Origin of the sequence: Actinophytocola sp. (assembly GCF_035634895.1) — a bacterium.
In the GTDB taxonomy this organism is placed as follows: Bacteria; Actinomycetota; Actinomycetes; order Mycobacteriales; family Pseudonocardiaceae; genus Actinophytocola.
Genome location: NZ_DASQCC010000026.1, coordinates 55,983 through 68,752, shown reverse-complemented (window position 1 = coordinate 68,752; position 12,770 = coordinate 55,983). Strand labels below are relative to the sequence as shown.

Below are 12,770 nucleotides of genomic sequence, written 5' to 3'. Positions count from 1 at the left end.
CGCGCCGGAAATCAGGCAACTAATTCGGCGGCCCAGCTTCCTGCTGGCGGCGTTGCCGGTTCGCCCAAGTACGACCCAGTACGAGGGCGAACCGGCGTCTTGCCAGCAGAAACCTGGATCCACCGACTTGATCACCGCATTTCCGGCGCGGGACACTAGGGAGGCAGTCGTCGGTCTGCTGCCGCGGGTGTGTTCATGGTCAGCCGCATGCCTGCGGGTTGTGGGGGTTCGGCTGGAGATGGTGCAACGTGTCGATGCTTCGCAGCGGTTCGAGAGTCCGTTTTTCATCTTGGGACAGCGGATGCCACCGTTGGACCCGCTGCGGGCGTGCCCAGAGCAGGTTCGACACTCTCCGGCGGATGTCCCCGCAACTGTCCCCTTACTGACACCAGCTCCAGAAGCCCCACGGTCGGATTTCCTCGGTCCACTCGATTCTGCCCTGTCCGGCACGGTTCATCGGTGATCACGCCAAGGAAGGTCGGCGTGGGCTGATCATGTCGACGCCATCGTTCTCAAGGAGTTGTTCCAGGGCTTCCAATCCGTGTGCGCGGCGGTAGGCGGCCTCGCTGGCTGTGATCGGGACCAGCCAGAGCACCTGGATGTGAGTGCCGTCCGCATCGCAGTGCTCCAGGATCGGGCCGTACGGATAGGGCAACGACACCAGCAGGTGGTCGGCCTGCGCATCACCCATCCACGGCCGGCCGATGTTCACCGTTGACCCGATCTTCAACCGATGTTTCGGATCGGCATGGAAATAGGCCACCATGACCAGAGTCTCTACCTGTTCGGGCGTCTGCGCCGGCGAGAGAAGAAAGAACTCCTTGCTGTCCGCACCATCAGTCGCCTGCCATGCGCCGACCGTGGCATAAACCCAGGGGTCGGACCGTTTCTTGGGCTCTATTCGACGTATCCGAAACTCCGGCAGATGACCGGCCATCGGCCCGGCCGTCCATTCGAAATCCTTGTGCTTGCGACCAGACCGGAAGTCCGAATAATGCCGACGAACGGCGTCGTAGACGCTGGCAACCGTCACTTGAGACCTACTTGGTCGGCTTCCCTCGTCTCCTTGGTCACTGGAGTATGGCCTTCGTTGTCGCCAGCCGACGTGTCGTGGCGGCGCGTTGTTGCTCGGCGGGCATCGTGAACTGAATCAACTCCAGGTCCGACAACAGGGTCTCCAACTCGCGCAACAACTCGGGACGGGTGTGGTCCAGGGCGTCGACAGCCGAGCCGATTCGTCCCTGAAGGCCGGTCACGTCCAGTTCTTCGGCCTCGAACATCTCGATGGCATGGGCGACACCGGCTATGAGCGACTCAACCATTCCCTGTCTCATTTCGTGATGACGGTGACGACGATGTCCTTGGGGAGGCCAGGAGATGTTAGTCGTCGCCGGCTCCGGCGCGGCGGTAGCTCCCCTCGGCAGGTCAGCGGTCGGTCGGGGCGGGGACGCCTTCGAGGATGATCACCGGGAAGATTCGGTCGGTGTTCTGCTCGTAGGCGGAGGTGCCGTCGGAGACGATGCGGTAGAGGCGGTCGCGTTCCTCGCCGGTCGTGACGACGGCCTGGGCCTGGTAGGAGCCGCCGCCGAGTTCGACGGTCACGGTTGGGTTGGCTCGCAGGTTGTGGAACCAGGCCGGATGTTTGGGAGCGCCCGCCTTGGAGCCGACCACGAACACGCGGCCCTGGTCGTCGACGCCGAAGCCGAGTGGCACGGTCGTCTGCCGTCCTGTGCGGGCGCCGGTGGTGGTCAGCAGCAGGATCGGGAACGGTGGTTGGCTGACCGTGCCGTGATTGGCGCGGAACTCGCTGATGACGCCGTGGTTGTAGGTCCGGAACTCCTCGTCGGCTGGCACGGTTGGCATGACTCTCCTTGGTTTCCTTGATGACATTCGGACCGCGACGTGGCCTATGACCGGCGACCCGGGTGGACGGAGGGAAGACCGAATCTCGTCACGAGTCGGGGGCCGCCGGGGAAGACGGTGACGCGGGCGACCCCGGCGGGGGCGATGGTGAGAACGGCGACCCCGAGGGCCTGATGGGTTCCGTCGTCTGCGCGGTAATAGGTGGCCGCGGCGGGTTGGCCGTTGGCGTGGGTCGGGGTCATCAGCCAGTCGCCAGGAGATCCGATCACGTGTGCGAGGTAGCGCAGGCACGTCGCCTTGCCGGAGAACCACGTCCGCGTGCCCACCAGCTCGATGGCGGCATCTGTGCGCAGCGCCTTCTCCAGGGCCGCCATGTCGGCGTTCTCGAAACCGGTGATGTAGTGGCGCAGCAGGTCCCGGGCGTGCGGTTCGGTTGGCTCGCTGACGCTCTCGGGCGAAGGCGCGACCTCATCGAGCCGGGCACGGGCGCGTTGCAGCGCGCTCTTGACCGCGGCGGTCGAGACACCGAGCATGGCCGCCACCTCACTGGCACGGAAACCCAGCACCTCCCGGAGCAGGAGTACGGCTCGTTGCCGGGTGGGCAGGTACTGCAGGGCGGCGACGAGCGCCAGCCGCACGCCCTCACGTGCCGTGACAAGCGTGGCGGGGTCGCCGGTCTCGGGGGTCACCGCAGCGTCCGGAACCGGTCCCAGCCAGGTCACCTGATGCTCCGCCGGGCTCGGCGGAGCATCAGGATCGTCGGTCGGACCGCCCAGGCCAGACGGCAACACCCGCCTACCGCGCTGTTCCAGGGCGGACAGGCAGGCGTTGGTGGCGATGCGGTACAGCCAGGTGCGCAGCGAGGAGCGGCCCTCGAAAGCGCTGTAGGACCGCCATGCCCGCAAGTACGTCTCCTGCACCAGGTCCTCGGCCTCATCCACCGAGCCGACCATGCGGTAGCAGTGCGCCAGCAACTCGCGCCGCAACGGCGCGGTCCGCTGCTCGAACTCCTCTGAGCCCTCCGTCATCACCATGTCCTCGCGATTGCCTGAAACCTCGGATCCCCGAGCGCCTCGTTGATACAGACCGCCCACGCCCGCGAAAGGAATCGGTCCGGGCACGAGTCTTTCGGTCGAACGAGATCGAGCAGGGACCGCCGTCAACCCGGGGTGACCGGCCCAGTCCACCTACGACCCCGGCCGCTACGAAGACACCATCGACCGCTGGCTGGATCGCATCCGACCCTGGTGAGATCGCGCGGGCAACTGCCGCCGAGCATCGGCTGAGCGGGTCCGAATTTCGCATGGCACCGTCATCCGATCTGGTTCGTGGCTGGATAATGCCCCGGTGTAACGAACCCTGAGGGGGCTTGCCTGATGGTCCGGAACGAGTTGGTGCCCGCGATGAGCGGTAGGGCGTGGCGGGTGCCGCATCGGAGTCTGGTCAGGGTTGTCGACGTGGAGGGCAGCCAGACCGGTGACGTCTTCGCGGTTCCGGTCGACGATCTGGAGGACGGGCTGAGCAACGGCCGCACGTTCGACTACGGCGAGAGCATCCGGTTGTCGACCGGCTCGGTGCTGTACTCCCGGCGCAGCCGCCCCCTGCTGACGATCGTCGAGGACGAGGTTGGGACGCACGACTTCCTGTGGGCGCCGTGTAGCCAGGAGATGTACGAGATCGGCTACGGGGTGACCGAGCCGCACCCCAACTGCCTGGACAACCTGACGACATCGCTGGCGGCGTTCGGGGTGCCCGCGGCGACGGTGACGATCGCGTTCAACGTGTTCATGAACGTCGCCGTCGGTGTCGACGGCGGGTTGAAGATCCTGCCGCCGGTCACGACGGCGGGTCAGAGCGTGACCTTCGTGGCCGAACGTGACGTGCTGGTGGCGATTACCGCGTGTGCCGCGGTGACCGCCAACGGCGGCCGGGCGAAACCGTTGCGGGTCGAGATCGCGCCGCCGTCGTGACCGACGCCTCAGAAGATCGTCGGGCGGAGTCGTCCGAGCTTGATCGAACGCCGGCAACGGGGTTGGGCACGTTCCCTCGATCCAGCGTGGGCGCGTACTCACGGCGAGTCGCGGCCTACCGCTCACCCTCGCCGCGCGGGGCCGCCATGGCCAGGTCCAGGATCTCGGAGAGCGCCCGCGGCTGAGCGGTCGCGGTCCACGCGGTCAGGGTCGCCTCGACGCACCCCAGGGCGGCGGCGATCACCGCGTTGGCACGTGGGTCGGACTCGTCCGCTGGGTCGGCGCCGAGGCGGCGGGCGATCTCGGGCCGGAGCAGTTCGTGCCATCTCGCGTTCTTCTCGCGATGCCAGGCGGCCAGCGACGGCGTGTTCATGATCAGGCGGGTGAGCCGCCGCGTGCGCTCATCGTGGCCTTCGTACTGCTCGATCAGCAGATCGAGCGCGCGCCGCATGGCGGTCCAGGGCGCCTCGTCGGGTGGCCGGGCCGTGAGCGCGTCACGCAGGTGCTCACCGGCGTCTGCCGTCGTGCCGAAGAAGGCCTCTTCCTTGGTCGAGAAGTACCGGAAGAACGTGCTGCGGGAGATCTCGGCGGCCGCGCAGATGTCATCGACCGTCGTCTCCGTGTAGCCGCGCTCCAGGGCCAGGTCCTGGACGACCGTGGCCACCTCGGCGCGTACGGACTGACGCGCTCGCGCCCGTACGCCGCGCGCGGCCTGGTTCGGACTCATGGCCGGATGGTACTACAGACCATTACTGGTACTGTGTCTCATAAATGCGATGTGGTCCCACAGAGGAAGAGGGCAATGAGCGATAACAAGGTGGTCGTCATCACCGGCGCGAGCGACGGCATCGGCGCAGCCGCCGCGCGGCGGCTGCACGCGGACGGGCACACCGTCGTCGTCGTGGGCCGCTCGGTGGAGAAGACCCGCGCGGTCGCCGCGGAGCTCCAGGTCGACAGCTACGTCGCGGACTTCACCCGCCTCGACGACGTCGAGGACCTCGCCGGCCGGCTCCGTGCGGCGTACCCGCGGATCGACGTGCTCGCCAACAATGCCGGCGGAGTGTTCGGCACGCGGACGAAGACCGTGGACGGCTTCGAGAAGACCTTCCAGGTCAACCATCTCGCGCCCTTTCTGCTCACCAGGCGGCTGCTGGACACGCTCGTCGCGTCGCGGGCGTCGGTGCTCCAGACCTCCAGCACGGTGAGGTTCACCAAGGAGATCCACCTGGATGACCTCGACCACGATCGCGCCTACAACCCCGTGCACGCCTACGGTGCGTCGAAGCTGGAGAACATCCTGTTCACGACGGAACTCCACCGCCGCTTCCACGCCGACGGGCTCTCGGCGGCCTCCTTCTACCCGGGCAACGTCGTGACGAACTTCGCCTCCGACACCACCAGTCCGGTCATGCGTCTTGTCCGCTTCCTCGCCACCAAACCGTTGCTGCCGCACCTGATGAGACTGTCCACAGCGGCCCAGGGTGCGGACCAGATCGTGTGGCTGGCCGAAGGCACCCCGGGAACGGACTGGCAGTCAGGGGCCTACTACTACCGGCGCAGGGCCGTCGCGCCGCGCAACCCGCAGGCGGACGACGCCGAGCTGGCTCGTGGACTGTGGGAACGCTCCGAGGAGCTGCTCGGGGCACGACTTCGCTCAAGCTGACCGCGCGTTGCCGCGGTCCGGCAGGGGTCCGAGGTCACGGTCGGCATCACCTGGCTGCCGGTTCGGTGGCGCGGCCGCGCGCGGCCTGCTGAGTGCCAGGCCCGTCGCCGCGGTGGCCAGGGCCAGGCCCGCCGCCAGGAGCCACGCCACGCGGAACCCGGTGATCGCCGACAGGTCCACCCGGGTGCCCAGGATGGTCACCAGGACCGCCACGCCCACCGCCGCCGAGATCTGGCGGAACGAGTTCACCAGCGCCGAACCGGTGGCCGCGCGGTTGGCCGGCAGGGCCTGGACGCCGGCCGCCACCAGCGTGCCCAGCGCCAGCCCGACGCCCGTCCCCGTCAGGATCATGCTGGGCAGCAGGTCGGTGAGGTAGTCCGGTGCGGCCGTCGCGGCGATCGCACGCCACGTGATGCCGACCGCGAACAGCAGGCCACCGGCCGTCACCAGCGGGCCGTGGCCCACGCGGGCGGCCAGCCTCGTGGTCAGGACCGTGACGATCGGGACCAGTGCGGGGCCCGGTACCAGCGCCGCACCGGTCCGCAGTGCGCTCCAGTGCCAGATGTCCTGACACCACAGCACGTTCGACAGCAGCATGATCGCGAAGCCGACACCGAACAGCATCGTGCCCGCGTTCGCGACCCCGAACCGGGGCAGCCGCAGCAGGTGCAGCTCCAGCAGCGGGTTCGCGTGCCTGGCCGTGCGGCGCAGGAACCAGACGCCGGTCACCACCGCGACCGCCAGGAGGCCCAGCGTCCGGGGCGCGCTCCAACCCCACGACGGCGCCTGCACCAGTGCGCCCGTCAGGGACGCCACCGCGATCGTGACCAGTGCGGCGCCGCCGGCGTCCGGCAGCGGGCCGTTCTCGCGTGCGGCGGGGTGGGGGAGAGTCGCGCGGCCGGCCAGGATCGCCAGGACGCCGATCGGCACGTTGACCACGAACACCCAGCGCCAGTCGATCTCCACCAGCAGACCGCCGAGCACGGGGCCGGCCGCCGCGGCCAGGCCGCCCACCGCCGCCCAGCCCCGGGTCGCGGCCGTGCGGCGGTCGGCTGGGACCGTCGCGAACAGCAGGGCCAGCGAGGTCGGCAGCTGGGCGGCCGCGCCGGCCGCCTGGACGACCCTGGCCAGCACCAGTACCCACAGGTTCGGGGCCAGTGCGCAGGCCAGCGACGCCGCCGTGAACACACCGACGCCGACCAGGAACACCGGCCGCTGGCCGATCCGGTCACCGAGGCGGCCGGCCACCACCAGCAATGCGGCCAGGGTGATCGCGTAGCCGTTCAGCACCCACGACAGGTCACCCAGCGTCGCCGGGGCGAAGCTCCTGCCCAGGTCGGGCAGTGCGACGTTGACGATCCACAGGTCCAGGTTCGTCATGAAGACGGCGAGCACGACCACGACCGTCGCCGCTCGGTTTGATTTTCCAACCACGCCGTGAACGGTAGCCAAAGAGTGGTTTGAAAAGCAAACCAGTCATATCGTGGGACACATGCGCCGTGACCCGACCACGCTCCCTGGCCGTCCCTGCTCGCTCGCCGCCGCCCTGGACGTCGTCGGCGACCGGTGGGCGCTGCTGGTCGTGCGGGAGGTGGCGTACGGCAACCACCAGTTCAGCCAGATCGCCCGCAACACCGGCGCGCCCCGCGACCGGCTGACCGCGCGGTTGAAGGACCTCGTCGCCGCCGGCGTCCTCACCCGGGGAACCGGCCGCCACGACGGCTACCACCTGACCGAGGCCGGCCGCGATCTGAGCACCGCGATGCGCGCGTTGCTCGACTGGGGCGACCGCTGGGTGGTGACGACGCCCCCGGTGCGCCTGTGCCACCACGACCACGAACTCCACGCGAAGACGGTCTGCGCCACCTGCGGCGAGGACGTCCACGGCGCGGACGTGTCCCGTGAGCAGCTCACCCCGGGCTGGACGATCGCGGGCCGCGAGACCCCCTGACGTAGCGGGACACGGTCGGCTGATGGTAGGTGCCCCGACGCATTCGTGAATCGAGACACGGTACGCAAAATCTCCGCATGTCGCCTGTGTTGCGCGGTCCGGGTGACGGGTAGTACCCGATCAGCCGATGGTGTGACTGCCTGGTTTCGAGCAGTGTCGAGGTATGGCCGTGATCCTGATTTCGCGTTGACCGGCGGTGGATCGGCGCCGGATGTCCACCAGTTGGTCGGCGAGCTGAAGAACCTGCGCCAGGGACCGGCGATCGTCGGCGTGGCCGGCAATGAGCGCCTGTCGCCGGCGGTTCGTGCCACGTTCGGCCTTCGTGACGGCGATGACGCCGCCACGGTGCGCGTGAGGATGCTGGGCCGCCTGCGGGCCGCCCTCAAGGCTTTGATGGCCGAGGAAAGTGCCGCGGTCACCGTCGCTTTCGGACTGACTCCCGAATATCGGGGCCGCTACTACAAGGACCGCGTCGAGAAGTTCGCGGAGGAGCAGGGCGTCAACCCCCGTACCGTTCGCCGCTGGGTCGACAGCGCCCTCGAGCCGTTGGCCAGGGCACTGCTCGAAGCCGAGGCCGAGCCGGAACGGGGGACCGGTTGGTGGACGGACAGGCTTCAGCTCACCCTCGCGCTCGACGAGCCCGGCCTGGAGGCGTTGGAGATTCGCAGGGTCGTCGCGGCGCGCGACGGGGTGACCGAACTGGACCTCGCCATGACCCTCACCGACGCCGAACCGGGGCTGTTCGACCGGGTCGCGTTCCGGATGCTCTACGGCGGCAGGTTGCGGATAGGCCCGAAGGAGTCCTCCGACCGCCTCGGGATGGCACTCACCCTGCCGAGGCCGCTTCGGCGGGGCGAGGTCCATGAGTACGCGTTGTGGGTCCGCCTCCCGGAGGACTTTCCCCTGCGCCGGCACTGTGTCTGCCTGCCGCGCTACCACTGCGGCAACTTCGACCTGCGCGTGCGGTTTCCGATCGACCGCCCGCCGGCCTGGGTGGGCCGGCTCGTCGGTGTCTACCAGCGCGACATCGACGATGACGCCGTCGCGGCCGAGCAGATCTCGGTCGACGCTGTCGGTGAGGTGCATACCGCGTTCACCAACCTGGCGTCTGATCGGGCGACGGGAATCCGTTGGCGCTACTGATCTTCAGGGCCCGGTGCGGGTCAGTGGCTGTTGGGACAGACTCTCGCCGTTGTGGCTGATGAACACCTGGTCGCCCGCGATCTCGTACGTGTAGGTGCCATTCCGCGCGACGTAACCGGTCGGGGTCGGGGTCGCGGGGATCGAGAGGTGCGTGTCCGCGGTCGGCGTCGCGCCGGTCACCTGACCGTCGTAGTACAGCAGCCCACCGGTCGTTCGGCACAGGGTGATCGTGAACTTCGGTGTGGTGAAGGCGGCTTCCAGCACGGCGCCGCTCCCACCGTCGGGCAACCACTGCGCGACCTCGGTCGGGCAGGGCGCCGCCGCCGGTGCGTCCGAGGGTGAGCTCGACCGGTGGTCGACGTCCGGCAGCAGGTCGACGATCGAGTCCCAGTTCCCCGCGACCAGCGCACCCGCGACGGCGAGCGCCGCCCACGCCGAGACCCGGCGCGCGACTCGGCCGCCGCCGGGCCGCGGACGGCCCGGCGGCGGTGGCGGCGGGAGGCGTGGTGGGGTTGACGGCAGTCTGGGGGGTGGTTCCCGCACCAGCGGAAACGGTTCCGGTGTGGGCCGGCGCCGCTCCGCCGGAGCGGGTCGACGACCCGTGATCCGAACACGCGAGGGCTGGGGTGGGGCCACCTCCTCGGGCGCCGTCGCGTGTCTGGAGGTGACGAAGACCGGCCGCTCCGGCGTGGCAGGCGTCCGTCCGGCGGCGTCGACATGCGCTGGCACCGCGCCGCCGGCCACCGCGCGTTCCTCACCGCAGTTGCGGCAGCTGTCGTTTCCCGCGCCGTTGTTCGTCTCGCAGTAGTCGCACGACCAGGCCGCCCGGCTCATTCGACCGCTCCGTTCACGGGTGGTGGCGGCGCCACCCTCCTGAGCACCTCCGCGCTGCAGTCACCGGGCAGGAAGACGAGCCAGTCGTTGATCGGTGGTGCGCAACGGACCTCCAGCAACGGCACCTCCAGCGACGGCACCACCTCCGCCGTCGTGTCCTCCGGCGGCGGCTCCGGAGCCGCCGTGGGTGGGGCGGCCGGCGGGGGTTCCATGTGACGACGGATGTGGGTGACGAGCTGGTCCAACCTGACCCGCTCGGCCGCGTCGAACCACAGTGCGAACCGAACGATCGTGATGCCGAGCTGTACCGCCAGGTCGAGTCGCAGCCGCGGTGTGCCCGGCTCGGCGTGCACCCCGGCGTCCACAAAGGACCCCCAGGGGATGCGGATCACGACCCGGTTCGCCGCCGCCTGGTCGATGACGGTGACGTGCCGAAGGCCGGCGGTCAGCAGCACGTGCTTGCCGGCCAGCTCGGTCCGCTCGTCGAGCAGCCGGATGATCGCCACGCGACCGGTGGCCACGCTGCCGTCGAACTCCCGCAGGTCGAAGTCCCGGCCGGCCTCCTCGAGCCATCTCCGGTCGGGCTTGGAGAATATCGACATGGTCAGAGGCTGTTCGCGATCGTCGCGATGATCTGGTCCATCTCCCATTCCTCCAGCCCTTCCCCTGCCTCGGAAGGGAAGAAGATCGTGTTGTTCCAGTCATCCGCGATGTCGGTCCACGGATACACCTCCGGCGCGAACATGAGCAGCCGCTTGGCGGAGTTCTCCATGAGCGCGTCGCGGTTCTGCCCCGAGCCCCACTGCTGGAACAGGACGTCGAGCGAGCGTGGTGCCGACTGGGGGTAGGTGGGCGCACTCGTCTGCCTCGGGTCCCCGAGCTTGTGCGCGGACGCGTCGGTGAACATCACGATGACGTGCCGCCGCCGGTCCAGCCCGCGCTCCCAGTCCGAGCCGACGGCGAGCGCCAGTGCCTCGAGCCCGGACTCCGGTTCGTCGCCGCCTCCTTCCGGACGCAGGTCGCGGACGGTCTTCTCGAACTGGTCGATATCGGCCGGCACACGGAAGAACGGGCTCACCGACATCGCGTCGTCCGCGCGGTCGCCGTAGTCCCGGAAGGCGATGACCTTGAGCCGCAGGCTGCTGATGCCCCGCCCCTTCGCCAACATCTCCTGTGCGAGCCGGTTCGGGAAGGACAGCGCGCTGTGTTTCACGTTGTTCAGCGTCGGGCCCATGCTGGCCGTCGCGTCGACGCACAGCACGATGTCCACCGCGTACTGGAGGTTCGTGCCGACGGCCTTTTGGTTCTGGTTCATAGGGAAAAGCCTCACGAGGGTGTTAGTCGTCACTGGTCATGTTGATGCGCAGCCGGGCCGTGGCCGGCCGCCTGGCGGTGAAGTTGAAGCGGACGCGCTCACTCGTTGCCGGCGTGGCGACCGGCGTCGGTTCGCCGGCGGTCAGGATGTCGGGTGCCGCAAGATGCTCTGCCACGGTCGAGATGTCCGGCCGTGTGCTCGGGTCGGCCGACGTCAGGGCCGTGAGCAGGTGGCGGAGACGCCCGCCGATGCCGGCGTCCCAGTCCAGGCGTACTCCGTCGAGCACCGCGGCCGCGGGGGACTCGTGCGCGGTGCCGTACCGGGGCGGTCCGCCGAACAGGTACGTATGGATGAGCAGTCCCAGCGCGAACATGTCGACCGCCTGTGTGAGGGACTTCCCCCGGCGCCCGTCTCGCACGTAGCCCAGCCATTCCGGTGCCCCGTACAGGGGGTTGCCGCCGATCGTGTCCTTCGGCGGCGGCTCCCCGGCGGGGTAGGAGTCGTCGAAGTCGATCAGCTTCGCGATGAGCAGCGGTCCCTGTCGCGGTTTCGCCAGCAACACGTTCTCGGGCTTGAGGTCGCCGTGGACGATGCCGCTGCGGTGGAGCAGCCGCAGGCTGTCCACGAGCGTGCGCAACAGGACGATCTGGGCTCGTGGCTCGAGCTCGTCCGGCACGGCGTCACTCGCGTTGACCCGCGGCGTCACCTTGTAGTACCTGGTCCCCTCCGCGAAGAAGTCGACCGCGAGAACCAGGTTTCCCGCGTCCTCGTGGTCGGCCGGCAGCAGCGTCATCACCCGCTCGTGGCGGGCCGCGAAACGCTGGCACTCCGCGAACCTGCGTTCCTTGTCGGCCACCGAACCCATCCCGTCCGCTCGCGGGATCTTGGGATCGAGGAACTCCTTGATGAAGTACTGGTCACCGCCCTTCTCCGCGAAGGCCCACAGGCACTTGCCGGCATCGGCGTTGGTCGGCCGGGTGAGCACCGTGTACCCGCCGATCAGCTGCCCCTGCTTCACCGGCCCTCCTCGACGGCGACCGGGGCACCGGCCGGCCACTGCCGCTCGTACCCGGGCTGGTAGTCCCGCCACGAGTCCGCGCGCGCGATGGTGAGTCCGTCCCCGTCGACCCCGCGAAGCCGTTCCCCGTGCGTCACGCGAACGAAGTTCGCGCGGGGACGGAATGCCTCACGCAGGCCCGTGAAGCCGCGGAAGCCGAGCCCCACCAGCGCCAGCGACGCGTCGTCGCCGGTGTAGGCGGTGACGCGGCGGACCAGCAGCTCGGCCCAGCTCTGGACGTCCACCGCGGTGAGGAGGGTGTCCCACAGGAGGTGCTCGAACAAGGCGGGCGTGTCCACGTAGCCGAAGAAGCCGTCGGTCGCGGCTAGCAGCACGCATGGCAGTCGTTCCCGGCCCTGCCACCGGTTGAGCGCGAACTCGCGGTCCGCGCAGACCATGTTGGTCATCGGCGGATCCTGCAGGAGCAGCTCCAGTGCGTCCGTGCCGTCCACGTCGTCCCTGCTGAGCTGCTGCAGGCCGTCGCGCGGGGTGGCGAGGTAACAGCGGGAGTCGCCGGCCCACAGCACGTCCCAGGAGACCCAGCCGTCCTGGTGGCGGAAGTCCAGTGCGGCCAGCGTGGAGGGGAACTGGCGCGCGATGGTGCCACGCATCCTCGTTCGTGTCCGGATGTCCGCCGCCAGGCGGCTCGCGACGAGTGGCTGGAGGCGGTCGTGCGGCTGGTTGCCGACGAACCACTCCTCGACCAGCCCGCGCAACCGGCGCGACGCGACCCATGCCTGGGTGCGTGCCACGCGGCCCGCGGTGCGGCCGGCGGTGGCGCGGCCCGCGCCGCCGACCCCGTCGAAGACCGCGACGAGGCCCCGCCCGGTCGGCCGGTGCAACAGCACGAGCGGGTCCGCGTCCTCGCCGTGCTCGGCGACGCGTTCGGTCCACACCGACAGGCACTGGAGTCCGGGCTCGTCGTGCTGCCACCGGCGCGCCCGGCCGACGCGAAACGGGTACACCTCCATCAG

Annotated in this window: 15 protein-coding genes; 4 read left to right on the top strand and 11 right to left on the bottom strand. The window is 69.3% G+C overall.

From position 1 onward, the window contains the following. Positions 1-463: 463 nt before the first annotated feature. From VET29_RS04240 to VET29_RS04225, 4 genes are all read right to left on the bottom strand, one after another. Entirely contained in the window at positions 464-1,033 is a 570-nt protein-coding gene (locus VET29_RS04240) for a suppressor of fused domain protein (protein WP_324914885.1), read from the bottom strand. A gap of 37 nt (positions 1,034-1,070) precedes the next feature. Then, the gene (locus VET29_RS04235) at positions 1,071-1,322 is read right to left on the bottom strand and encodes a hypothetical protein (protein WP_324914883.1); all 252 of its coding nucleotides are present in this window, start codon (positions 1,320-1,322) and stop codon (positions 1,071-1,073) included. A 103-nt stretch (positions 1,323-1,425) separates the two neighbouring features. Beyond that, a complete protein-coding gene (locus VET29_RS04230; RefSeq protein ID WP_324914881.1) occupies positions 1,426-1,863 on the bottom strand; it encodes a nitroreductase/quinone reductase family protein in 438 nt (145 codons plus the stop codon). 44 nt (positions 1,864-1,907) lie between these two features. Next, positions 1,908-2,891 (bottom strand): sigma-70 family RNA polymerase sigma factor, encoded by a 984-nt coding sequence (locus VET29_RS04225; RefSeq protein WP_324914878.1) that lies wholly within the window; start codon positions 2,889-2,891, stop codon positions 1,908-1,910. A gap of 375 nt (positions 2,892-3,266) precedes the next feature. Here VET29_RS04225 and VET29_RS04220 point away from each other — a divergent pair, with 375 nt between their 5' ends. Continuing rightward, positions 3,267-3,833: an urea carboxylase-associated family protein gene (locus tag VET29_RS04220; RefSeq protein WP_324914876.1), complete on the top strand. Its 567-nt coding sequence runs from the start codon at positions 3,267-3,269 to the stop codon at positions 3,831-3,833. Between the two features lie 115 nt (positions 3,834-3,948). On the opposite strand, the gene VET29_RS04215 is transcribed toward VET29_RS04220, so the two are convergent. Further along, positions 3,949-4,560 carry a TetR family transcriptional regulator gene (locus VET29_RS04215; protein ID WP_324914874.1) on the bottom strand — a complete coding sequence of 204 codons (612 nt, stop codon included), beginning with the start codon at positions 4,558-4,560 and terminating at the stop codon, positions 3,949-3,951. A 75-nt stretch (positions 4,561-4,635) separates the two neighbouring features. Here VET29_RS04215 and VET29_RS04210 point away from each other — a divergent pair, with 75 nt between their 5' ends. Next, positions 4,636-5,496, top strand: a complete 861-nt coding sequence (locus VET29_RS04210) for an SDR family NAD(P)-dependent oxidoreductase (protein ID WP_324914872.1) — start codon at positions 4,636-4,638, stop codon at positions 5,494-5,496. Here VET29_RS04210 and VET29_RS04205 read toward each other — a convergent pair. Further along, positions 5,488-6,930 carry an MFS transporter gene (locus VET29_RS04205; RefSeq protein ID WP_324914870.1) on the bottom strand — a complete coding sequence of 481 codons (1,443 nt, stop codon included), beginning with the start codon at positions 6,928-6,930 and terminating at the stop codon, positions 5,488-5,490. The two genes, VET29_RS04210 and VET29_RS04205, sit on opposite strands and share 9 nt — an antisense overlap. Positions 6,931-6,988: 58 nt before the next feature. On the opposite strand from VET29_RS04205, the gene VET29_RS04200 reads away from it, so the two are divergent. Next, on the top strand, positions 6,989-7,447 hold the full coding sequence (locus VET29_RS04200) for a helix-turn-helix domain-containing protein (RefSeq protein WP_324914868.1): 459 nt from the start codon (positions 6,989-6,991) through the stop codon (positions 7,445-7,447). A 186-nt stretch (positions 7,448-7,633) separates the two neighbouring features. Beyond that, positions 7,634-8,590 carry a hypothetical protein gene (locus VET29_RS04195; protein ID WP_324914866.1) on the top strand — a complete coding sequence of 319 codons (957 nt, stop codon included), beginning with the start codon at positions 7,634-7,636 and terminating at the stop codon, positions 8,588-8,590. Between the two features lie 3 nt (positions 8,591-8,593). Here the strand turns inward: VET29_RS04195 and VET29_RS04190 are convergent, their stop codons facing one another. The 5 genes from VET29_RS04190 to VET29_RS04170 are packed head-to-tail and all read right to left on the bottom strand — an operon-like array spanning position 8,594 to position 12,767. After that, positions 8,594-9,424, bottom strand: coding sequence for a hypothetical protein (locus tag VET29_RS04190; RefSeq protein ID WP_324914864.1), 831 nt, complete (start codon positions 9,422-9,424; stop codon positions 8,594-8,596). Beyond that, positions 9,421-10,026 (bottom strand): hypothetical protein, encoded by a 606-nt coding sequence (locus tag VET29_RS04185; protein WP_324914862.1) that lies wholly within the window; start codon positions 10,024-10,026, stop codon positions 9,421-9,423. Before VET29_RS04185 ends, VET29_RS04190 begins: the two co-directional genes overlap by 4 nt. Positions 10,027-10,028: 2 nt before the next feature. After that, positions 10,029-10,739 carry a vWA domain-containing protein gene (locus VET29_RS04180; protein ID WP_324914860.1) on the bottom strand — a complete coding sequence of 237 codons (711 nt, stop codon included), beginning with the start codon at positions 10,737-10,739 and terminating at the stop codon, positions 10,029-10,031. Positions 10,740-10,761: 22 nt separating this feature from the next. Next, positions 10,762-11,757, bottom strand: a complete 996-nt coding sequence (locus VET29_RS04175; RefSeq protein ID WP_324914858.1) for a protein kinase domain-containing protein — start codon at positions 11,755-11,757, stop codon at positions 10,762-10,764. Continuing rightward, positions 11,754-12,767, bottom strand: a complete 1,014-nt coding sequence (locus VET29_RS04170) for a serine/threonine protein phosphatase (RefSeq protein ID WP_324914856.1) — start codon at positions 12,765-12,767, stop codon at positions 11,754-11,756. Before VET29_RS04170 ends, VET29_RS04175 begins: the two co-directional genes overlap by 4 nt. Between the last annotated feature and the right edge of the window lie 3 nt (positions 12,768-12,770).